The organism is Streptomyces sp. TS71-3 (assembly GCF_018327685.1).
Lineage (GTDB): Bacteria > Actinomycetota > Actinomycetes > Streptomycetales > Streptomycetaceae > Streptomyces.
Map to the genome: position 1 here is coordinate 5,653,618 of NZ_BNEL01000001.1, position 22,169 is coordinate 5,675,786.

Annotated in this window: 20 protein-coding genes; 12 read left to right on the plus strand and 8 right to left on the minus strand. The window is 73.4% G+C overall.

Going from position 1 to position 22,169, the window contains the following annotated elements; translation table 11 throughout:
• Positions 1-47 precede the first annotated feature (47 nt).
• On the plus strand, positions 48-1,763 hold the full coding sequence (locus Sm713_RS23140; protein ID WP_249416661.1) for a ThuA domain-containing protein: 1,716 nt from the start codon (positions 48-50) through the stop codon (positions 1,761-1,763).
• A 75-nt stretch (positions 1,764-1,838) separates the two neighbouring features.
• Here the strand turns inward: Sm713_RS23140 and Sm713_RS23145 are convergent, their stop codons facing one another.
• Together Sm713_RS23145 and Sm713_RS23150 are read right to left on the minus strand one after the other, a co-directional pair.
• The gene (locus Sm713_RS23145; protein WP_212911464.1) at positions 1,839-2,255 is read right to left on the minus strand and encodes a VOC family protein; all 417 of its coding nucleotides are present in this window, start codon (positions 2,253-2,255) and stop codon (positions 1,839-1,841) included.
• Between the two features lie 10 nt (positions 2,256-2,265).
• Complete coding sequence (locus Sm713_RS23150; protein WP_212911465.1) at positions 2,266-2,694, minus strand: helix-turn-helix transcriptional regulator; 429 nt, start codon at positions 2,692-2,694, stop codon at positions 2,266-2,268.
• Between the two features lie 180 nt (positions 2,695-2,874).
• Between Sm713_RS23150 and Sm713_RS23155 the strand changes: the two genes are divergently transcribed.
• From Sm713_RS23155 to denD, 5 genes are all read left to right on the plus strand, one after another.
• The gene (locus Sm713_RS23155; protein WP_212911466.1) at positions 2,875-3,285 is read left to right on the plus strand and encodes a VOC family protein; all 411 of its coding nucleotides are present in this window, start codon (positions 2,875-2,877) and stop codon (positions 3,283-3,285) included.
• Between the two features lie 244 nt (positions 3,286-3,529).
• Positions 3,530-5,920 (plus strand): ATP-binding cassette domain-containing protein, encoded by a 2,391-nt coding sequence (locus Sm713_RS23160; protein WP_374196020.1) that lies wholly within the window; start codon positions 3,530-3,532, stop codon positions 5,918-5,920.
• 205 nt (positions 5,921-6,125) lie between these two features.
• The gene (locus tag Sm713_RS23165) at positions 6,126-6,269 is read left to right on the plus strand and encodes a hypothetical protein (protein WP_212911467.1); all 144 of its coding nucleotides are present in this window, start codon (positions 6,126-6,128) and stop codon (positions 6,267-6,269) included.
• On the plus strand, positions 6,266-7,678 hold the full coding sequence (locus tag Sm713_RS23170; RefSeq protein ID WP_212911468.1) for a four-carbon acid sugar kinase family protein: 1,413 nt from the start codon (positions 6,266-6,268) through the stop codon (positions 7,676-7,678). The genes Sm713_RS23165 and Sm713_RS23170 overlap by 4 nt, the downstream gene beginning before the upstream one ends.
• A gap of 142 nt (positions 7,679-7,820) precedes the next feature.
• Positions 7,821-8,810: a D-erythronate dehydrogenase gene (denD, locus tag Sm713_RS23175; RefSeq protein WP_212911469.1), complete on the plus strand. Its 990-nt coding sequence runs from the start codon at positions 7,821-7,823 to the stop codon at positions 8,808-8,810.
• A gap of 132 nt (positions 8,811-8,942) precedes the next feature.
• Here the strand turns inward: denD and Sm713_RS23180 are convergent, their stop codons facing one another.
• On the minus strand, positions 8,943-9,353 hold the full coding sequence (locus Sm713_RS23180; RefSeq protein ID WP_212911470.1) for a DUF2267 domain-containing protein: 411 nt from the start codon (positions 9,351-9,353) through the stop codon (positions 8,943-8,945).
• Positions 9,354-10,270: 917 nt separating this feature from the next.
• Between Sm713_RS23180 and Sm713_RS23185 the strand changes: the two genes are divergently transcribed.
• A complete protein-coding gene (locus Sm713_RS23185) occupies positions 10,271-10,507 on the plus strand; it encodes a hypothetical protein (protein ID WP_212911471.1) in 237 nt (78 codons plus the stop codon).
• 66 nt (positions 10,508-10,573) lie between these two features.
• Here Sm713_RS23185 and Sm713_RS23190 read toward each other — a convergent pair whose 3' ends face one another.
• On the minus strand, positions 10,574-11,755 hold the full coding sequence (locus Sm713_RS23190; RefSeq protein WP_212911472.1) for a D-alanyl-D-alanine carboxypeptidase family protein: 1,182 nt from the start codon (positions 11,753-11,755) through the stop codon (positions 10,574-10,576).
• A gap of 105 nt (positions 11,756-11,860) precedes the next feature.
• Between Sm713_RS23190 and Sm713_RS23195 the strand changes: the two genes are divergently transcribed.
• Entirely contained in the window at positions 11,861-12,274 is a 414-nt protein-coding gene (locus Sm713_RS23195; RefSeq protein ID WP_308293173.1) for a PP2C family protein-serine/threonine phosphatase, read from the plus strand.
• Here Sm713_RS23195 and Sm713_RS23200 read toward each other — a convergent pair.
• Complete coding sequence (locus tag Sm713_RS23200) at positions 12,267-14,198, minus strand: galactose oxidase early set domain-containing protein (RefSeq protein WP_212911474.1); 1,932 nt, start codon at positions 14,196-14,198, stop codon at positions 12,267-12,269. The two genes, Sm713_RS23195 and Sm713_RS23200, sit on opposite strands and share 8 nt — an antisense overlap.
• A 536-nt stretch (positions 14,199-14,734) precedes the next feature.
• On the opposite strand from Sm713_RS23200, the gene Sm713_RS23205 reads away from it, so the two are divergent.
• The 4 genes from Sm713_RS23205 (at position 14,735) to Sm713_RS23220 (ending at position 18,800) form a co-directional block, all read left to right on the plus strand.
• Positions 14,735-15,274, plus strand: coding sequence for an RNA polymerase sigma factor (locus tag Sm713_RS23205; RefSeq protein WP_212912210.1), 540 nt, complete (start codon positions 14,735-14,737; stop codon positions 15,272-15,274).
• A complete protein-coding gene (locus Sm713_RS23210) occupies positions 15,258-16,091 on the plus strand; it encodes a DUF4232 domain-containing protein (RefSeq protein WP_212911475.1) in 834 nt (277 codons plus the stop codon). Before Sm713_RS23205 ends, Sm713_RS23210 begins: the two co-directional genes overlap by 17 nt.
• Before the next feature lie 247 nt (positions 16,092-16,338).
• Positions 16,339-18,159, plus strand: a complete 1,821-nt coding sequence (locus Sm713_RS23215) for an MFS transporter (protein WP_249416452.1) — start codon at positions 16,339-16,341, stop codon at positions 18,157-18,159.
• A gap of 11 nt (positions 18,160-18,170) precedes the next feature.
• A complete protein-coding gene (locus Sm713_RS23220) occupies positions 18,171-18,800 on the plus strand; it encodes a MarR family transcriptional regulator (protein ID WP_249416453.1) in 630 nt (209 codons plus the stop codon).
• Positions 18,801-19,189: 389 nt separating this feature from the next.
• On the opposite strand, the gene Sm713_RS23225 is transcribed toward Sm713_RS23220, so the two are convergent.
• The 3 genes from Sm713_RS23225 to Sm713_RS23235 form a co-directional block, all read right to left on the minus strand.
• On the minus strand, positions 19,190-20,053 hold the full coding sequence (locus Sm713_RS23225) for a putative protein N(5)-glutamine methyltransferase (protein WP_212911477.1): 864 nt from the start codon (positions 20,051-20,053) through the stop codon (positions 19,190-19,192).
• Between the two features lie 197 nt (positions 20,054-20,250).
• Positions 20,251-21,195 carry a ribose-phosphate pyrophosphokinase gene (locus tag Sm713_RS23230; protein WP_212911478.1) on the minus strand — a complete coding sequence of 315 codons (945 nt, stop codon included), beginning with the start codon at positions 21,193-21,195 and terminating at the stop codon, positions 20,251-20,253.
• 74 nt (positions 21,196-21,269) lie between these two features.
• Positions 21,270-22,019, minus strand: coding sequence for an MBL fold metallo-hydrolase (locus Sm713_RS23235; protein WP_212911479.1), 750 nt, complete (start codon positions 22,017-22,019; stop codon positions 21,270-21,272).
• Positions 22,020-22,169 lie beyond the last annotated feature (150 nt).

A 22,169-nucleotide genomic window follows, 5' to 3' on the forward strand; every position in this document is an offset into this window, starting at 1 on the left:
GGCTCGCCGCCGGCGTCGCCAGCGCCACCGCCCTGGCGCTCGCGGCGATGTTCGCGGCACCCGGCGCGCAGGCCCGCCCGCACCCCCACCCCGACGCCGGCTTCGACGTGCTGGTCTTCTCGAAGACCGCGGGGTTCCGGCACGACTCCATCCCGGCCGGCATCACGGCGATCACCCAGCTCGGCGCGGCGGACGGCTTCACGGTGACGGCCACCGAGGACGCGTCCGCCTTCACCGCCGCCAACCTCGCCCGGTACGAGGCCGTCGTCTTCCTGAGCACCACCGGCGACGTCCTCGACGACACCCAGCAGAACGCCTTCCAGGCCTACGTCGAGAACGGCGGCGGCTACGTCGGCGTGCACGCCGCGGCCGACACCGAGTACGACTGGCCCTTCTACGGGGCGCTGATGGGCGCCTGGTTCCAGGGGCACCCGGCGCCGCAGCAGGCCACCGTGGTCACCGAGGACCACCACCACCCGGCCACGGCCGGCCTGGACGACCGGTGGACCAGGACCGACGAGTGGTACAACTACCGCACGAACCCGCGCGCCGACGTGCACGTGCTCCAGAGCCTGGACGAGTCCAGCTACAGCGGCGGCACCATGAACGGCGACCACCCCATCACCTGGTGCCACCCGCAGGGCAAGGGACGGTCGTTCTACACGGGCCTCGGCCACACCCAGGAGTCGTACTCCGAGGCCGCCTTCCGGTCGCTGCTGCTCGGCGGCATCCAGTACGCGGCCGGTGCGGTCGCCGCTGACTGCGCCCCGCCCACCGCCCAGCAGCCCGGCACACCCTCGCCGGACGTCCACCTCTTCTACTACCCGTGGTACGGCACACCGGAGGTGAACGGAGACTGGCGGCACTGGCAGCAGGGCGGACACACCCCGCCAGAGGACATCGGCGCCGACCTCTACCCGAAGCTCGGCCCGTACGACTCCGGTGACGTGGACGGAGCCGTGGCCCAGCACATGAAGTGGGTCCGGGAGTCCGGCGCCGGGGTCATCGTCTACAGCTGGTGGGGCCGGGGCAGTTACGAGGACACCCTCGCCCGGCGCGTCCTGGACGCCGCCCAGGCCCAGGGCATCAAAGTGGCCTGGCACATCGAGCCCTACCAGGGCCGCACCGCCGCCTCCGTGGCCGACGACATCCGGTACATCGACGCCACGTACGGCGGCAGTCCGGCGTTCTACCGGTCCGCGGACCACGGCAACCGGCCCGCGTTCTACGTCTTCGACAGCCTCCAGATCACCGACTGGTCGGCGCTGGACGCGGTGACGGGCGGCAACATCGTGCTCGCCCAGACCACCGACACCAGCAAGATCAGCCACTTCAACGGCCTGTACACCTACGACGGCATCGCCGGGGCCACCGCGCCCGGCTGGAAGAACGCCGGCGACTACGCTCGCCAGCACGGCCTGGTGTGGTCGCCGTCGGTGGCACCCGGGTACCTCGACGACCGGGCGGTGCCCGGCAACACCACCCCGACCGTGGGCCGCGACAAGGGCGCGACCTACGACCTGGAGTGGTCGAACGCCCTCGACCCCGCCATCGGCGGCTCGCCCACCTGGGTCTCCGTCACCTCGTTCAACGAGTGGCACGAGGGCAGCGTCATCGAGCCCGCGGCGGCGAACCCGCCCGCGGGCCACGGGTACCAGACCTATGACGGCGCCTACGGCAAGACCGGTGCCGCGGCCGAGACCGCCTATCTCGACCGCACCGCGGAATGGGTCGCGAAGTTCGAGGCCACGCGCCAGGACTGACCCGGACCGCTGGGGGGCGGCCGCCGGGGCCCTGATGGGCACCGGCGGCCGTCTCCGGCGTTCCGCCGAGAGGGCTCAGGCCCCGCGGGGCTGGTTGAAGCGCAACAGGTTGCCGGCGGGGTCGCGGAAGGCGCAGTCGCGGACGCCGTAGGGCTGGTCCATGGGCTCCTGGACCACCTCGCCGCCCGCGGCGCTGATGCTCCGGAACGTGGCGTCGCAGTCGTCCGTGGTGAAGATGACGGCGCGCAGCAGGCCCTTGGCGAGCAGCTCCGCCATGGCCCGCCTGTCGTCCGGCGAGGCGTTCGGGTCGGCGAGGGGCGGTTCGAGGACGATGCTCACCTCCGGCTGCGAGGGTGCTCCGACGGTCACCCAGCGCATCCCCTCGAACCCGACGTCGTTGCGCACCTCAAGGCCGAGCACGTCGCGGTAGAAGGCGATCGCCTTGTCGTGGTCGTCCACGGCGATGAAGCAGGTGGAAAGGCTGATGTCCATGCCGCTCACGCTACGGCTGGGCGACGGCACCCGCCCGCGGGTTCCTGACCGGCCGCGTGTGGATCTTGGCGATGCACGCCGGGATGGCGGCGCCGTGATCATGGCTGCGGGCCCGGTAGGCGCTCGGGCTCTCGCCCACCAGCTGGGTGAAGCGCGAGCTGAAGGACCCCAGCGACGTACAGCCCACCGCGAAGCAGACCTCGGTCACCGACAGGTCGCCGCGCCGCAGCAGCGCCTTGGCCCGCTCGATGCGCCGGGTCATCAGGTAGCTGTACGGCGACTCGCCGAAGGCGGCGCGGAAGCTGCGGGAGAAGTGGCCCGGGGACATCAGCGCGTCGTGTGCCAGAGCGGGCACGTCGAGCGGCTGCGCGTAGTCGCGGTCCATCCGGTCGCGCGCCCGCCGCAGCCGGACGAGGCCGTCGAGGTCCTGCCGTTTCACCGCACCAGTCTCCCACAGCGCCGGGGACCCGGACCGGGGAAGGCCACGGGCGGCGCGAGCGGGGAAGAGCGAGGCCGGAGCGGGCCGGGAGAGCGGCCGAGCCGCGCACCCCGCGGCCGGGCCCATACCGGTCAGGAATGGAGAAGCGCCGGTCATCGGGCCGTACCTAGGGTGACGGCCATGGACATCACCATTCATTCGAGCTTCCTCCCGCACACCGACCCCGACGCGTCCGTGGCCTTCTACCGCGACATCCTGGGCTTCGAGGTCCGCCTGGACGTCGGCAAGGGCGCGATGCGCTGGATCACGGTCGGCCCCGCCGGCCGGCCCGGCACGTCGATCGTCCTGGAGCCGCCCGTCGCCGACCCCGGCACCGGCGACGACGAGCGCCGCACCGTCCTGGAGATGATGGCCAAGGGCACCTATGCCCGCGTCATCCTGGCCACCGCCGATCTCGACGCCACCTTCGCACGGGTGCGGGCCGGCGGCGCCGAGGTCGTCCAGGAGCCCACCGACCAGCCGTACGGCATCCGCGACTGTGCCTTCCGCGATCCCGCGGGCAACATGATCCGCATCAACGAGGTCCGCTGAGCGTCCGGCGATCGCGTCGCGGAGCGCATGCGGGGCCCGGCCGGGAGCCGGCGCGGCGGCCACCGGGCCGGTCCGAGGCCCCGGCCGGGCGCGCACCCGACCGGCGCCGCCGGCCGGGAGGGCGGTTACCGTTGCGCGACGGAGCCGCCGGAGAGGAATCGGACGAACTTCTCGAAGCTGGTCGGATCGACCCAGGTGACGCCGGCCGGCCGCGAAGGCGGCCCGCCCGAGAGATGGAGAGACGATGAGCATGGCCACGAGGGCGGACGCGGAGCAGCCCGCGCCGCACGTCGCCGACAGCCACGACCTCATCCGCGTGCACGGCGCCCGGGAGAACAACCTCAAGGACGTCAGCATCGCGATCCCGAAGCGCCGGCTGACGGTCTTCACCGGGGTCTCCGGCTCGGGCAAGAGCTCTTTGGTGTTCGGCACGATCGCGGCGGAGTCGCAGCGGCTGATCAACGAGACCTACAGCGCCTTCGTGCAGGGCTTCATGCCGGCGCTGGCGCGGCCCGAGGCCGACGTCCTCGACGGGCTGACCACCGTGATCACCGTCGACCAGCAGCGGTTGGGTGCCGACCCACGCTCCACGGTCGGCACCGCCACCGACGCCAACGCCATGCTGCGCATCCTCTTCAGCCGGCTCGGGAAGCCGGGCATCGGCTCGCCCAAGGCGTTCTCCTTCAACGTCGCCTCGATCAGCGGCGCGGGCGCGGTCACCTTCGAGCGCGGCGGGCAGACCGTCAAGGAACGCCGCGAATTCACCGTCACCGGCGGCATGTGCCCGCGCTGCGAGGGCCGGGGCACGGTCACCGACGTCGACCTCGCCCAGCTCTACGACGAGCGCAAGTCACTGGGCGAGGGCGCGCTCACCGTCCCCGGCTACAAGCCCGGCGGCTGGAACTACCGGCTCTACACCGAGTCGGGCTTCTTCGACCCGGACAGGCCGATCCGCGAGTTCACCGCGCAGGAACTGCGCGACTTCCTGCACCGCGAGCCGACCCGGATGAAGATCGCGGGCATCAACATGACCTACGAGGGCCTTCTCCCGCGGATCCAGAAGTCGATGCTCTCCAAGGACCGGGAGGCGATGCAGCCGCACATCCGGGAGTTCGTGGACCGGGCGGTCACCTTCACCACCTGCGAGGAGTGCGACGGCACGCGGCTCAGCGCGGCGGCCCGGTCCTCGAAGATCGACGGGACCAGCATCGCCGACGCCTGCGCGATGCAGATCAGCGACCTGGCCGCATGGGTCCGCGACCACGACGAGCCCTCGGTGGCCCCGCTGCTCACCGCGCTCCGGCAGACCCTCGACTCGTTCGTCGAGATCGGGCTCGGCTACCTCTCGCTCGACCGCCCGGCGGGCACGCTCTCCGGCGGCGAGGCGCAGCGCGTCAAGATGATCCGGCACCTCGGCTCGTCGCTCACCGACGTCACCTACGTCTTCGACGAGCCCACCACCGGCCTGCACCCCCACGACATCCGGCGGATGAACGACCTGCTGCTGCGGCTGCGGGACAAGGGCAACACCGTGCTCGTGGTGGAGCACAAGCCCGAGGTGATGGCGATCGCCGACCACGTCGTCGACCTCGGCCCCGGCGCCGGCACGGAGGGCGGCACCGTCTGCTTCGAGGGCACCGTCGAGGGGCTGCGGGCCGCCGGCACCCTCACCGGCCGCCACCTCGACGACCGGGCCGCCGTCAAGGACGCGGTGCGCACCCCCACCGGCACGCTGGAGATCCGCGGGGCGAGCGCGCACAACCTCCGCGACGTCGACGTCGACATCCCGCTCGGCGTGCTGACCGTGGTCACCGGCGTCGCCGGCTCCGGCAAGAGCTCCCTGGTGCACGGGTCGATCCCCGCCGGCGCGGGGGTCGTGTCGGTCGACCAGGGCGCGATCCGCGGCTCCCGGCGGAGCAACCCCGCGACCTACACCGGGCTGCTCGACCCGGTCCGCAAGGCCTTCGCGAAGGCCAACGGCGTCAAGCCCGCGCTGTTCAGCGCCAACTCCGAGGGCGCCTGCCCCACCTGCAACGGCGCCGGCGTGGTCTACACGGATCTGGCGATGATGGCCGGCGTCGCCACCACCTGCGAGGAGTGCGAGGGCAAGCGGTTCCAGGCGGCGGTGCTGGAGTACCACCTCGGCGGCCGCGACATCAGCGAGGTGCTGGCGATGTCGGTGGCGCAGGCCCAGGAGTTCTTCGGCGCGGGTGAGGCCCGCACACCGGCGGCGCACCGCATCCTCGGCAGGCTCGCCGACGTCGGGCTCGGCTACCTCCGCCTCGGCCAGCCGCTCACCACGCTCTCCGGCGGCGAGCGGCAGCGGCTCAAGCTGGCCACGCACATGGCCGAGGACGGCGGCATCTACGTCCTCGACGAGCCGACCGCCGGCCTGCACCTCGCCGACGTCGAGCACCTGCTCGGCCTCCTGGACCGGCTCGTCGACTCCGGCAAGTCGGTGATCGTCGTCGAGCACCATCAGGCGGTCATGGCGCACGCCGACTGGATCATCGACCTCGGCCCCGGCGCCGGCCACGACGGGGGCCGGATCGTCTTCGAGGGCACCCCGGCCGACCTCGTCGCCACCCGCCCCACCCTCACCGGGGAGCACCTGGCGGCCTACGTCGGCGCCTGACCCGGAACCCCTGGCCCACGAACGGCGATTGACCGGGCGGCGGGGTCCCAGCCCGCCTTCGCGCCTGAGCGCGGCTCGCCGGACAGGCTGCCGGACACGCCGGGGACTCCGCCGTCGTCGCCAGGAGGCCGGGCGCCGGTTCGGCCATCCGCCCGGTGGAGTCCACCCTCGACGAGGTGGTCGGGGCAGAGGGAGGATGCCGGCCATGAGCCAGGAGATCCCCCGCCAGGGGCTGCCGTACGAGGACCTGCCGGTGGGACTCTCGTTCCGGGGTCCCGTCAGGACGGTCACGGACGGACTCGCCGCGCACCGCATGCGGACGCTGCTCGCCGCGGGAGGCCCCGCATGAGCTTCACGGCGCGGCTCGACGCGCTGCCCGGTGTCCGGGCGGTGCCCGCGGAGCAGGTGCGGCAGGCGCTCCGGACGGCAGCGCGGGTCGCGTTCCTCGACGACGACCCGACCGGCACGCAGACCGTGCGGGACCTTCCGGTGCTGACGCGCTGGAGCGTCGAGGACGTGCGCTGGGCGCTGCGGCAGGACACGGCCGGCTTCTTCGTCCTCACCAACACCCGAAGCCTCGCCCCGGAACAGGCGGCGGAACGCGACCGCGAGGTCGTCGGGGCCTGCCTCGCGGCGGCCGAGGAGGAGGGGGTGCGGCTGGTCCTCGCGAGCCGCGGCGACTCCACCCTGCGCGGGCACTTCCCCCTTGAGACGGACGTGATCGGCGAGGTGATCGCGGACCGCGGAGGGAGAGTCGACGGGGTCGTGCTGGCCCCCGCCTACACCGACGCGGGCCGGGTGACCGTGGACGGGGTGCACTGGCTGCGGTCGCCCGACGGGCTCGTGCCGGTGGCCGACAGCGAGTTCGCCCGGGACGCCACCTTCGGATTCCGGTCGTCGAGGCTCGCCGACTGGGTGGCCGAGAAGAGCGCGGGACGCATCCCGGCCGACCGTGTCACCGCTCTGACCATCGACGCCATCCGCCGGGGCACCACCGAGAGCCTGCGCGAGCGCCTGGCAGGCGTGCGCGGCGGGCGCGTCGCCGTGCTGGACGCCGTCGAGGACGACGACCTGCGGGCGGCCGTCCTCGCCATCCTCGCGGAGGAGGAGTCCGGCGCCTCGTTCGTGTACCGGATCGGCCCCTCCTTCGTCCGGGCCCGGGTCGGCCAGGCGGCGCACCCGCCGCTCGCACCGGAGTGGCTCGCGGCGCTGACCCGGACCGGCACGCACGGGCTCCTCGTCGTCGGATCCCATGTGGGGCTGACGAGCGGCCAGCTCGCCCGGCTCGCCGAACGGCGCCCCTTCACCGCGGTGGAGCTGGACGTGCCGGCGGTCCTCGACGACGAGCGCGCCGAGGACCACATCAGCGCTGCCGTCGCGGCCGCCACGGCGGCGCTCGGCGACGGCCTCGTCGTGCTGAGCACCTCCAGGACCCTGGTCAGGGGCGACGACGAGGCGGCCAGCCTCGGCATCGCGCGCCGGGTGAGCGCCGCGCTCACGCAGGCCGCCGGCCGGATCGTCGCGGCGCGCCGCCCGGCGTTCGTCGTGGCGAAGGGGGGCATCACCTCGTCGGACGTGGCCACCGGCGCCCTGGGCATCGACCGGGCGTGGGCACGCGGCTCGCTGCTGCCCGGGATCGTCTCGCTCTGGGAGCCGGTGGCCGGGCCCGCGGTGGGACTGCCGTACGTGGTCTTCGCCGGCAACGTCGGCGACCGGGACTCGCTGGCGGACGTGGTCGAGCGCCTGGAGCAGGCATGAGTTCCCCGCGCCGCCCGCCGGCCGCCCGGACGGAGCGGCCCGTCCGGCCCGCGCGCCGCACGGCACGCGCCGGCGGCACCTCACGCGTGACCCCGCCGCATCGCCACCGGCCCACCGGGGCCGGGGAAGGGATGGTCCCCTGATGAGCACACGAGTCGTCATCACCGGAGGCGCGGGCTTCCTCGGCTCGCTCCTCGCGCGCCGGCTGCTGGCGTCGCCCATCGCCCTGGACGGCGCGCGGCCAGCGGATGTCGACGAGCTGGTCCTGCTCGACCTGGTCGCCCCGCCGGCCGACCTCGCCGCGGACGAGCGGGTACGGCCCGTCTCCGGCGGGCTGGAGGCCGCCGTCGCCGAACTCGGCGAGGCATCGGCCGTGTTCCACCTCGCCGGCGTGGTCAGCGGCGCCGCCGAGGCGGACTTCGACCTCGGCATGCACACCAACCTCGACGGGACCCGCGCGCTGCTGGAGTACGCACGGCGGCACCGGGTGCCCCCAGTGCTCGTCTTCTCCAGCTCGCTGGCCGTGTTCGGCAGCGATCCGGCGCTCGGGCCGATCGGCGTCGTAGACGACGACACCCTGCCGAGGCCGCAGTCCAGCTACGGCGTCCAGAAGTTCATCGGCGAGCAACTGGTCGCGGACTACACGCGCAAGGGCTTCGTCCGGGGCCGCTCCGTGCGGCTGATGACGGTGTCCGTGCGGCCCGGCAGACCCAACGCGGCGGCGTCGGGCTTCCTCTCCGGGATCATCCGCGAACCGCTCGCCGGCCGGCGGGCCGTCTGCCCCGTACCGCCCGACACCCCGATCGCGCTGTCCTCGCCCCGGCGCACCCTGGACGGCATCCTGCGCGCAGCCGAGGCCGGCGAGACGGCCTGGGGCAGCCGCACGGCGATGAACCTCCCCGCGCTCACCACCACCCCCCGCGAGATGGCGGCCGCCCTCGACCGCGTCGCCGGCAGCGGCACCAGCGAGCTGATCGACTGGGCCGAGGACGCCACCGCCGGCTCGATCGTGGGCAGCTGGCCCGCGGAGTTCCGCACCCCCCGTGCGCACGGGCTGGGCCTGGCCGCCGAGACGTCGTTCGACGACATCGTGCGCGCCTACCTCACCGACAACCCGGGGGCGAGATCATGACCAGGGCGACACGGCCATCAGCCATCGGGTACGGGGGAACGGCGGCCGTGATCCCGGCCGGTGGGCTCGCCTGGCGGTGGGCCGTGCCCCGTCGCGTCCCTGAGCGGGCCGGGGCGTAGCCAACCGCACACCTCAGGTGTTGCCCGTGCTGCCGGCGAACAGCACACCGGCGAGGTCGTCGTCCATCGACTTGCGGACCTTGTCCGTCAGCGCGCCCTGGGTGGCCTCGCCGACCACCTCCACCACGCACCGCGCCTCGTGCACGGCCTTCGGGTACTCCGCCCCGGACCGCTGGGAAACCCGGTCGAAGAACTCCGGCCGGCTCATGCGTATCCCTGTGACGGGCTGGTCGGGAGCCGCGGCGACCCTGCGCAGGTGCTCGCCGATCTCCATGGGCAGCTGCGCCGCGAGGTGGTCGGCCAGCGGGGCGGGCACGCGCTCGGCCAGGGTCTCCAGGGTCGCCCTGGTGGCCGTCTCCGCCGCGCCGCGGCTGCTCAGCCGGGCCCGTGCCTGCACCTGGCCGACGAAGGTGTCGTGGTCCATGAGCGCATCTCCTGACTACTCGGCCGTCATGATCTCGCCGACTGGGCCGTCTCGGTCCTCCTCCACCGCCGGCGCCGGGGTCCGGGGGCGCTCCGCCCCGGGATTTCCGGCGGGTACCCAGCAGGCGGCGGACAAAGCCACGCAAACCTGTCCCCCCCCGGCGCTCCACGGCTCTCCCGGCTCGGGCGTGGCCCGCCGTGCCGCAACGGCGCCTGAGCGGTGCCGCACGGGTGACCGTCGCGCGGTACCGCACGGGTGATCCGTCGCACGGTGCCGCATGGGTGTTCCGTCGCGGTGGTGCCCGGTCGGGTCGGCACGCTGTCGCGCGTGCGGCCCCTCCCCGCGGCGCCGCGCGGGTGATCCCGCCGCGGTGCCGTGTCGGCTACCGACGGTGGACCGTGGACCGTGGCACGACCGGCCGCAGGGGGTTCACCTCGTGCTGTGCCGGCCCTTCTTCCACACCCGGCGGCGCTGGCGGGGCGTCAGCTCCCGGCGTCCCGTCTGCTTCAGGTAGATCTGCCTGCGCTGATCGTTCTCCATGGTGGCGGGCCTCCTCGGGGCCGCCGCGCGCCGCGCCCGTCGGGGCCCGCGCCGGCGGCGGGATCGGTGCTCCTACGTCCACGAATAACCGGTCACTCGGGCGCCCGCGACCGCTGTGCCGCCGGCGCACCCGGCCGCTGCGGCTGAGGTGCCGGGCGCCCAGGCGGACGCACCGCCGGCCCCGAGCGCCCCCGAGGACCGCACCGGCAGCGCCGGGGGAGTGCTGCCGGGCACCCCCGCCGGGGTGGACTCGGTAGGCCGGACGGACCCCGGAGCGGGCCGCCGCCCGGCGCCCCGCACCCGCCGCGGATTACCGTCCGGAACACCGTCCCTGGGCGCCCGAGCCGTGCCCGCACTGCAAGAGGAGCTGACCCTTCATGGCCGTCTGCGAGGTCTGCCGCAACGACTACGAGATGGCGTTCGAGGTGCACGCCGCCGGAGCCGTCCACACCTTCGACAGCATCGAGTGCGCCGCCCAGAAGATGGCCCCCATCTGCGACAACTGCCAGTGCCGGATCCTCGGCCACGGCCTGGAGTCGGCGGACGGACGGTTCTTCTGCTGTGCGCACTGCGCCCGCGCGCGGGGCGTCGACCAGCTCATGGACCACGCCTGAGGTGCCCGCCCGGCCCCGGCACCCGCTCCGCGGTGCCGGGGCCGGGCGGCCACCCGCGTCCGGCGCTCAGGAGGACGAGCGGCTCCGCGGCCGCAGCGCCAGCCAGCCCCAGCCCGCCATCAGCACCGCCGCCGCCCCCGCCGAGATCAGCGTGCCCAGGCTGAACAGGGGCTTTGCCGCCAGAACGGGATGCTGCGCCCTGGCCCGCACCACCCGGTGCGGCGCCTGGTGCTGCGGCAGCTTCCCCAGCGAGCCCACCGGCCGCACCTCCCCGGCCGCCGCGAAGCCCCAGTTCAGCAGGGAGCGCGCCTCGCTGTACACGGCGTGCCCCTCGCCGGACTCCGGATGCATCACCGTCACCAGGATGGTGCGCGAGCCGCGGTGGGCGGCGGCGATCAGGGTGTTCCCCGCGTTGGTGGTGTAGCCGTTCTTGACGCCGATGAGGCCCTGGTAGTGGCCCACGCCGTCCGCGCCGGTGAGCAGCCGGTTGGTGTTCTGGATGCTGAACGAGCCCTTCCTGTCGGGGAACCGCGCGAACCCCGTCGAGCAGTAGCGTGCGAACTGCCGGTCGGCGAGGCCGGCCCTGCCGAACACCGCGAGGTCGTAGGCCGACGAGACCTGCCCGCGCTCGTCGTAGCCGTCCGGCGTGACCACGTGCGTGTCCCGCGCGCCCAGCTCCACCGCCTTCGCCTGCATCTGCCGCACCGCCGCCCGCTCCCCGCCGACCATGGACGACAGCACGTGCACGGCGTCGTTGCCGGAGCGCAGGAACACCCCGCGCCACAGGTCGTCCACCCGGTACGTCTGCCCCGGCTCCACCCCGACCAGGCTGCTGCCCTCCCCGACGCCCAGCAGGTCCTTCTGGGTGACCCTGTGCCGGGTGGTGGCCTTGAGCTGCGGCAGCACCGTCAGCGCGAACAGGGACTTCAGCGTGCTGGCCGGCGGCAGCTTGCGGTGGGCGCCGTGCGCGGCCAGCACCTCGCCGCTGACGGCATCCGCGACCAGCCACGATGTCGACGAGACGCTCTCCGGCAGGGCGGGCGCCCCCGCCATCCGGCGCACCTGCGTGCCGGGCCGGTCCAGCAGCGTCTGCGGGGGCGCGGGCCTGGGCCGGGGCGGGTCGGGCTCGGTGGGGTGGGACGAGCGGGCGAGGGCCGAGGCGGCCGGGCCGGGCAGCAGCAGAAGCGCGCTGGCGGCGAGGGCGGCCGCGCGGGCGGTCCGCCGGCACGGGCGTGATCTGAGGGCCATTCAGCCACCGTAGGAAGAACCGGCCTGCTTCGCAGATCGGCTTGGGCCGCTCAGGGGCACTGTCCCCCGGACGGGCCCGGCCGAACGGAGTACCACGTCAGGGGTGTGCAGGGGAGCGCGGGCGTATGGCGGCGTCCCGGCCGCCCGGCGCCCATGGTGGTGCGCGAGGACGGCCGCGTCGAGCTCCCCGAGCCGCCCGCCCACGCCACCCCGCTCGGCCTGAGGGGCGTGGGCGGTATGCCGCCGACGCCGTACCGGGTCGCCTTCGCGCCCGGCGACCAGGTGCTGTTCTACACCGACGGCGTCACCGAGGCCCGCGATGCGAGCGGCGCCTTCTACCCGCTCGCCCAGCGCGCCGCGCTCCTTATGGCGCGGGACGCGCAGCACGGCCTTGAGGAACTCCGCGCGGACCTGGTCCGGTACGCCGGCGGGCCCCCGCACGATGACGTGGCCATGGTGCTGGTGCGCCGCTCGGCCGCGGGTCCGGGCGAGGTGCAAGGGGCCCCCGCCGTCAGATGACGTGCACCCAGACCGCCTTCGAGGGCGTGCCCTGCTTGCCGGTGGCGAAGACCATGTACCAGCCGGACGGCACCAGGGAGCGGTCCTCGGGAATCGCCGCGGTCAGCCGCCCGGCACCGCGCTGCACGCGGAGGGCGATGGACCGCTGGTCGAAGTCGGTGACGTGCGTCGCGGACCCGGGCCGCATCAGCCGCACCGTGGCGACGTCCCCCGCGTCGGGGCTGCGCAGGACGAGCCGTCCCCCGCGCTCCACCCGCTGCCCGCCGTCGAGGGCCAGCCGGGGCCGGTGGCCGTGGTACAGGTACGGCGGTGAGTAGACCTCCACGCGCTGCTCGAACCGGCCGAGCCGGGTGTTGGCCCTGTCCGAGAAGAGCGGGTCGGAGCCGAACACCGCCACACGCCCGTCCGGCAGTAGCAGCGCCTCCGTGTGGTAGTCGCGGCCCACGGTCGGCGCCGCCGCGGTGGTGAAGCGGTTGCGCACCGGGTCGTAGAACTGCGCCCCGAGGATGTTGCTGGCGCCCCGCCCCCGGTAGTCCCGGCTGCCGCCCGTGGTGAAGACCGTGTCGTCCGGCATGATCACGCTGTTCAGGTAGCGGGTCTTCACCGGCAGCGAGGGCCCGTCCCGGAAGGCGGGGGTGCTCGACCTGAGGTCGATGATCGCCGTGCGCGCCGTCGCCTTCGACGACTCGCCGACGCCGCCGCCGCCGAGCACCATCACCCGCCGGTCCTGGGCGGGCGGCAGCAGCACGGAGGACGACGTCTCCATGATGTCCGGGTGGCTGAGGCCCTTCACCGGTGTGAACGCGTTGTCGGCCAGGTTCCACAGGCCGGGCCTGCGGCCCACGTCCGCGGGTCCGTATCCGGCGTTGGAGCCCGTGTAGAAGATCGTGTCACGGCCCGTCAGGAAGAAGGAGGGGTACGTGGGGAAGAACCTGGTCGGCGCGGCCGACCAGGTCTTGGTCCACGGGTCGTAGATCTCGTTCTTGCCGGGCACCACCTGGCCGATGTCGTCCAGGCCGGAGACGGCCAGGACGCGGCCGTCGCTGAGCGTGGTCAGCGACGGGTACCAGCGGGCCTCGCGCATCGGGGCGACCCGCTCGTACTTCTCGGTGACCGGGTCGAACTCGTAGGCGTCCCTGATGCCCTGGAAGTCCTTCTTGTCGAGGCCGAGTTTGTTGGCAATGCCGTAGACGTTGCGGGACGACCTGCCCTTGAGGCCGCCGATCGAGTACTGCTCGGTGGTGTTGGTGATGCCCCGGGGGCCGTCCTCGGTGGCCTCCACGTAGACGCGGGACTCGCTGGCGGTGACGGTGACCGCGCCCGTGCGCCCCCTGACGGCCTTGGTCGCGGGCGGGATCCGGACGGCGACCTGGGTGCGGTACGCCATGCCGGAGGGCGAGCGGAAGACGGTCCCCTTCGGCAGTACCCTGGCCCGGTCGGGATCCTCGTTCTTGACCAGCATCGGGCCGCCGGCCCGCTTCACGTCGCCCTTCAGCGTCTCGTATCGGCCGGTGCCGCCCGCCACCAGGATCTTGCCGTCCGCAAGCTGGACCTGCCCCGCGCAGAACATGTCGTCCGGCGTGTCGATCTTCCGGAAGGTGTTCTTCACCGGATCCCACAGGGTGCTGCGGAAGCTCCCGCCGTGGAAGTGCTTGATGTCGTTGCCGGACCCCGCCACCAGCAGCACCTTCCCGGTGTGCAGCAGTACCGCGTGGATCGAGTTGAGTTGGTACGTCTTCGGCATCGAGGCCAGCGCCCAGTGGCCGCGCGCCGCCTTGTACGCGGGCCGGTTGATCGCGTACTGGTGGTACTCCTCCTCCGCGAAGCCGATCACCGCGGGTGCGTTCAGCCCGAGCAGCACCAGCACCACACCGGTGCCCAGCCACGTCTTGCGAGCCTTGAGACGGGACGGGCGCGGTGTCATCGGCTGCCTCCGGTAGCAATCGGACCTGACTACCGACGACTACCGCACCGGCCGAACGGCTCGGCGCAGACACTCTGGGCGCCCCTGCGGCAATGGCCCGAAACGGGCAACGCGCCCCGGAGCGTGTCCCGTCCGGCATGAGGCGGCCGGCCGTACCCGTGTCCCACGGCGGGTACGGCCGGCCGACGGGTAGTGAACGCGCCCGATGACCAGTCGGGCGGTCACTCTGTCACCCCTGCAGCCGTGCGCCTGCCCCCGGTCCGGTCGGCTACACCTGCGTTTCGGCGTCCGTTCACCACCGCGTGCCCGGACGGGGCCTTCTCGGCCTTGATCACGTCCGTGGCGTGGCGCATTTCCTTCGCCATGAACGGGACTTGGTGATTTCTTTACAACCGCATGGCCCCTGACAGGCTCTCAAAAGGGTGACACGCACCGCGGCAGCGGGCCGCAGCCGCGGCGCGCGCACCATGCTCGACCGTGCCCCGCACCACGGCGGCACACCTGGAACCCTTCGAGACCGGATCGGCGGGATGCGGATGGACGCCGTGCACGACACAGCGTCACGCCCTGCGGGCGGACGACGAGCAGGCCATGCCCGCGAGGCGGCCGCCGCGGAGCTGTTCGCGGCGGTCTACCCCAGGCTGGCCGGCTGGTGCCGGAGCCTGGTGCGCTCCAACGAGACGGCCCACGAGATCGCCGCCGAGGCGTTCACCCGGCTCTGGTCGCGCTGGGGGACGGTCGACGCGCCCGTGCCGTACCTCTACTCCATCGCCTCCAACCTGGTCAAACAGCACTGGCGGCGGACCGACCGGGAACGACAGGCACTGCGCAAGCTGACCAGGGAGGCCACCGAGCCCGCGCCCGCCGCGGACCGGGGAATGGTGATCAAGCACCTGGTCCAGGGGTTGCCCGAACGGCTGCGGGTGCCCGTCCTCCTGCACTACTACGCGGGGCTGACGATCGCCGAGATCGCCACCACCCTGCACCGCCGCCCCGGAACGGTGAAGAGCGACCTCCACGACGCACGACAGATGCTGAGAGCAGAACTGCGAGGACTTCATGAAACGACGACATGACGATCGCTACCGCGACGGTGACCGGGAGCCCTCCGAGCTCGCCGAGGTGTTCCGCGGGCAGACCACCCCGCTGACCCCGCCGCCCGGCAGCTTCGACGAGATCCGGGGGCGGGCCAGGGGCCGGCGCAGGGCCCGCATGCTCTGGACCGGCCTCGGCGCCGCGGGCTGCATCGCGGCGGCCGCCGTCGCGGTGAACATGACCAACGACTCGCCGACGACGACCGTCGCGGTGCGTCCCGACGACGCCTCGGCCTCCAGCCCGGCCACCGGCCACACCGAGGCCGGCGGCGGTCCGACGGCCTCCGGCATCCCGGACGACTCCGCACCCGCCGCCGGAGGCCAGCCGGCGAAGACGGCGCCGCCGCCGAGGGCGGACACCAGGACCGCGCAGTCCCCGGCCACCTGCAGGACCTCCGACCTCACGATCGCCCTGGGCGCGGGGGAGGGGGCGGCCGGCTCGCAGTACCGGCCGCTGCGGGTCACCAACAACGCGAGCACGCCGTGCTCCCTGTTCGGCTTCCCCGGTGTCTCCTTCGTCGACGCCCAGGGCCACCAGATCGGCAAGCCCGCCGACCGGGACGGCTCCCAGGCCAGCGGCCGGGTGGTGATGAAGCCGGGCCAGCGCGAGCAGGTCACGCTGCGCATCGTCGATCCCGGCGTGTACGGGGACGACACGTGCCATGTGACCGACGCCACCGGCGTCCGCGTCTACCCGCCCGGCCAGAAGGCGTCCGTGGTCGTGCCGGCCACGGGGCTTCGGGGGTGCGAGAGCACCGGCGTCAGCACCCTGAGCGTCACCTCCTACGGCGTCCACTGATCCGGGGCACGGCCTGTCCCAGGGCTGCGGCGGGCCGAGCCCTTCGCGGTCCGGGGCGGCACCAGCGTCCGCGGACCCGCCCGTCCCCTCGCTCCGCCCGTCCCCTCGCTCCGCCCGGCCCCTCGCCGAGGGGCCGGGCGGAGCAGCGCGCCCCCTCGCCTGGCTCGCAGCCCGATGGCCGTATTAAATTAGTTGACGTCATGCAAGTGAAATGCGGAGTCGTCGACCGCGGTGGGAGTGGTTCCGGGTGGCACAGGCTGCTGAGGTGAGGAAGGCGGGGACACCACCCGCACCAGCCGGGCCGGGGTACAAGTGGATCGCCCTGTCCAACACGACCCTCGGTGTGCTGATCGCCACGATCAACCAGTCGATCATGCTGATCGCCCTCCCGGACATCTTCCGGGGCATCGGCGTCGACCCGCTGGAGCCCGGCAACACCAGCCTGCTGCTCTGGCTGATCATGAGCTACCTCGTGGTCACGGCCGTCCTCGTGGTCAGCTTCGGCAGGCTCGGCGACATCTACGGCAGGACCCGGATGTACAACCTGGGCTTCGCCGTCTTCACCGTGTTCTCGGTGCTGCTCTCCGTGACCTGGATGACGGGCACGGGCGCCGCGATGTGGCTGATCGCCATGCGTGTCCTGCAGGGTGTCGGCGGGGCGATGCTGATGGCCAACTCCAGCGCGATCCTGACCGACGCGTTCCCCGCCCGCCAGCGCGGCCTCGCGCTGGGGCTCAACCAGGTCGCGGGCATCGCCGGATCGTTCGTGGGCCTGGTGCTCGGCGGCCTGCTGGGACCGGTCGACTGGCGCCTGGTCTTCCTGGTGTCCGTGCCGTTCGGCGTCTTCGGCACCATCTGGGCGTACATGCGCCTGCGCGACACCGGCCTGCGCACCCCCGCACGGCTCGACTGGTGGGGCAACATCACCTTCGCGATCGGGCTGGTCGCCGTGCTCACCGGCATCACCTACGGGATCCAGCCGTACGCGGGGCACAGCATGGGCTGGACCAACCCGCTCGTCCTCGCGGCCATGATCGGCGGCCTGGCCGTGCTCGCCGTCTTCTGCGTGATCGAGACCAAGGTCGAGTCGCCGATGTTCCACCTGGGCCTGTTCCGGATTCGGGCCTTCACGGCGGGGAACCTCGCGGGACTGCTCGCCTCGCTGGGCCGCGGCGGGCTGATGTTCGTCCTGATCATCTGGTTGCAGGGCATCTGGCTGCCCCGGCACGGCTACAGCTTCGCCCAGACCCCCCTCTGGGCGGGCATCTACATGCTGCCGCTGACGGTCGGCTTCCTGGTGGCGGGCCCGCTGTCCGGCTGGCTCTCGGACCGGTTCGGCGCCCGTACCTTCGCCACCGGCGGCATGGCGCTGGCGGCCGCCACCTTCGTCGGGCTGGAAGTCCTGCCGGTGGACTTCTCCTACGTCTGGTTCGCCCTGATCCTGCTGCTCAACGGCATCGGCATGGGCCTGTTCGCGTCGCCGAACCGCGCCGCCATCATGAACAGCCTGCCCCCGGACCAGCGCGGTGTCGGCGCGGGCATCAGCACCACGTTCCAGAACTCCGCCATGGTGCTGTCCATCGGCATCTTCTTCTCGCTTATGATCACCGGCCTGGCCGGCTCGCTGCCGCACGCGCTCAGCAGCGGCCTGACAGCGCAGGGCGTGCCCACCGCCGACGCCGACAAGATCGCGGCGCTGCCGCCGGTGGGCGTGCTCTTCGCCTCGCTCCTCGGCTACAACCCGATCAGGACCCTGCTGGGCCCGCACGTCCTGAGCCACCTGCCCGCCGGGCACGCCTCGTACCTGACGGGCCGCCAGTTCTTCCCCCAGCTCATCTCCGGACCGTTCGCCGACGGCCTCTCCGTCGCCTTCGGGTTCGCCATCGCCTGCTGCCTCGTCGCAGGATTCGCCTCGCTGCTGCGCGGCGGGCGGTACTACCACGACGACCGCGGGAGCCGGACGTCCGCGACCCCGTCCGCCGCGGCCCCGGCCACCCCGGACGCGGGCGGCACCGAGCCCGAACCGCCCGCGCAGCACTCCGCGGACAGCCGTCCGGGGCGCACCTGATGCCCGCCCGCATGCCCGCGAACCGCGCGACGGCACGGGGGACGGCCGGAACGGCCCGGTCCGACGGTGCCGGTGCCGGTGCCGACGAGGCTGCCGGAGCTCGCGAGACGGACGGCGCCCCGGGTGCCGGCAACCCCGGCGGGGCCCGCTACGCTCCCGATGTGGGCAACGCCACAGATTCCGACGCCGCCGCCGAGCTGGCCGCACGGCTGCGTGCCGCGATCCAGCACCTCCTGCCGCTGCTGCGCGCTCAGAGCGTGCACAGCGACCTCACCCCGAGCCGGCTGGCGGCCCTGGCGGCGCTCGGGGACGCCGGGCCGCTGCGCATCAGCGATCTCGCCGGGCGCATGGGCATCGCACTGTCCACGGCCTCCCGCATGATCGACCTCCTGGAAGGGCTCGGCTGGACCGAGCGCCGGCCCGACCCGGTGGACCAGCGCGCCAGCCTGGTCAGCCTCGGCCACGAGGGGCGCGCGCTGCTCGACGCGGTGCGCAAGGAGCACGCGGGCAAGCTCGCCAACGAGATCGCGCGCCTGCGTCCCGACCACGCACGCCGGCTGCACGACGCGCTGCCGGCCCTGGAGGCCCTGGCCGCCGCGGCACCGCCGCGCGTGGGCCCCTGCGCGGACGGCCGGGCGTAGGGGACACGTGCGGCCCGCCGCACCGGGCGGGACCTTCCCATGGGCTACTCCGTACACCGGGAGGCCGCTGCAGACGCGCCACGTGACTGCGGCGTGTTCCCGTCCCCGCGCGATGCCGGAGGCCGAGAGGCCCTGGGCCGTGTCCGCCGGACACAACCTAGGTCGTGTCCGGCGGATCTTCGTGGATCAGCCTGCGGTGTCTGGTGCCGTGCATCGCAAGGCGGAGGATCGTCCTCGTACGGGGCGTACTCGGATGACTCCGACAACGCGGCGAGGTGCGGTGCTGGGGGCACTCCCCCACTGCCCTGAACGGGCGTGGGAGGTACCCCCACCCACGCCCTTCAGGCAGTGGGGGAGTCGCGGGCCCACGAAGATCCGCCGGACACGACCTAGTCCACGGCTGCCGCGGGCCGCGTGCCGATGACCACGGTCGCCCCGAGCTCCTCCTCGGCGGCCACCTCCGCCACGAGGCCGCCGGACGTGAAGGCCGCCACGGCCGACGGGGCCTGGCGCGTGCTGGTCTCGATCAGCACATGACCGCCGGGCGCCAGCCAGAGCGGCGCCCGCGCGGCCACCCGCCGCAGCACGTGGAGCCCGTCGGAGCCGCCGTCCAGGGCGACCGGCGGCTCGTGGACGCGGGCCTCCTGGGGGAGCAGGGCCATGTCGGCGGTGGGCACGTACGGCACGTTGGCGGTGAGGACGTCGACGCGACCGCGCAGCCCCTCGGGGAGCGGATCGAACAGATCGCCCTCGTGGACGGTACCGCCCGGCAGGTTGAGGCGGGCACACCGTACGGCCGCCGGGTCCACGTCGGCGGCGTGCAGCTCGGCGCCCGGCACGGCCGCGCCGAGCGCGGCGGCCAGCGCCCCCGAGCCGCAGCACAGATCGACGATCACCGCACGCGGCGGCGCGAGCGCGACGGCCCGGCCCACCAGGAACTCGGTTCGGCGCCGGGGCACGAAGACCCCGGGGGCCACGGTGATCCGCAGGCCGCGGAACTCGGCCCAGCCGAGGACGTGCTCCAGCGGGAGGCCCCTGGCGCGCCGTTCCACCATGGCGGCCAGTTCGTCCGGCGTGCGGGCCTCGGCGAGCAGCAGGTCCGCCTCGTCCTCGGCGAAGACGCAGCCGGAGGCGCGCAGCACGCCGGTGATCGCCGCATGGCCGAGTCCGGGCGCGGCGGAACGCGCCCCGGCGGCGCCTGAAGCGGGCGGACCGGAGGCGGCGGGGGAGGAGTGGGAGTGGGTTTCGGACATGGGGCAGGAGAGCCTTTCGGGACGCCGAGGGGCGCTCCCCGTCTCTGTCCGAGGTCCTATGCCGAGGGGACCGGACGGTCGCGAGGCGGGAGCACCCGACCTGATACCGCGGTAATGGGGCTCACCTCCTCAGTCGTCCAGTGTGTGGCCCGGCCACCCTACCCCAGCGTGCCCGGGCGCCAGGGGCGGGGCCGTGCTCAGCTCTGGTCGAACAGCGCGCTGACCGACTCGCCGTTGTGGATGCGCCGCACCGCCTCGGCGAGGGCCGGAGCGATGGACAGAACCGTCAGCTTCTCGGTGGTGTCGCCGTCCGGCACCGGCACCGTGTTCGTGCAGACGACCTCCAGCACGTCGGGCTGCTCGCCGAGCCGCCGCAGGGCGCCCGCCGCGAACAGCCCGTGGGTGCAGGCGATGCGGATCGAGCGCGGCCGCAGCTCGCGCAGCCGGTCCAGCAGCTCCAGCACGGTGCTGCCCTTGGCGATCTCGTCGTCCAGGACGATCACGTCCCGGTCGGCGACCTCACCGATGACGGAGCTGATGCTGACCCGGTCGTCGGCGAACCGCTGCTTGGCACCGGCCGCCACCTGCGCCCCCAGCATTCGCGCGAAGGCCGCCGCCTCCTTGGCGTAGCCGAGGTCGGGGGAGACCACCGTGGTACGCGACAGGTCACGGCCCCTGAAGTGCCGCGCCAGCTCCCGCAGCGCGTGCAGGTGGTCCACCGGCACCGAGAAGAACCCGTGCACCTGCGGGGAGTGCAGGGCCATCGTCAGCACCCGGCCGGCCCCGGCCGCGACCAGCAGGTCGGCGACGAGCCGCCCGCCGAGCGAGATCCGGGGGGCGTCCTTCTTGTCGGAGCGCGCGTAGGCGTAGTGCGGCATGACGACGGTGATCCGCCCCGCCGACGCGCCGCGGGCCGCGTCGCACATCATCAGCAGCTCCACGAGGTGCTCCTGTACCGGGGCGACGAGCGGCTGGATCAGGAAGACGTCGCGCTCGCGGCAGTTGGACTGCAACTGCACCTCGAGGCAGTCATTGGCGAAGCGGCTGGAGCGTACCGGGCTGAGCGGCACCTTGAGGTGCGCGCACACCTCCGCGGCCAGCTCCGGGTGGGCGCTGCCGCTGAACACGGTGATGTCACGCAAGAACCGCTCCTCGACGCAGGTCCGTGATCGGCCGGACGCACGCCATGGTACTGACCGGCCGGAACCCGGCGTTTTCAGGATGCGCGTTCGTAGGCGAGCTGCGCGGCGGCCCGGACGGAGCCCCGGTGCAGGGGGCCATGGCCCGGCAGCAGGGTGTCGCCTTCCAGCTTCTCGATGATCCGCAGGGACTCGCGTGTCCCGGCGCGGTCCTTGTCGAACATCACGGGCAGCAGCTGCGGGCCGCTCGTCCCCGATATGGCGTGGCCGCTGACGAGCGCGTCGCCGCTGATCACCAGGCCGGCGTCGGGCAGGTGGTAGACGCTGTGGCCCGCGGTGTGCCCGGGGGTGAGCACCGGAACCGGCCGGCCGGGCAGGTCCAGGGGGCCGGGCGCGGGGAACGGCTGCGGGGAGCTCACCCGGACGTCACCGAGCCCGCCGGAGCGCACCGCGTGTACCGCCCAGGGCAGGACGCGCGGCCGCCACGCGTTGGCCAGGATCCGGCCGGCGGAGACCTGGTGGACGAACTCCCGCCGGGCGTGCGGCACTTCGGCCTCGTGCAGGTAGACCGGCGTGCCGTGGGCGGCGCTCAGGTACTCGACCGATCCCAGGTGGTCCGCGTGGCCATGGGTGACGAGGACGGCGCGTACGGACTCGGGGCGGTGCCCGAGGGACGCCAGCGATTCGAGCAGCAGGGCGCGGTCGCCGGGGTAGCCGGTGTCGATCAGGGTGACGTCGTCGCCCTCGGCGATGACGACCCAGTTGGTGTTGCTGCCGTGCACCAGATGCACACCGGCAGCAGCCTGGACGATGGTGTCTTCCCGCATGACCTTCCCGATGTGTCGAGCCCTGGCCCGGACAGGATCCCAAAGAGGTTAGAGGATCGGCGATCCGCGCCGACGGGCGCCCCCCTGTTCCGACCGCCGGATCCGGCTGAAAGGGCAGGTCGGGTGGGCCACCCCGCTGTGGCATGATCC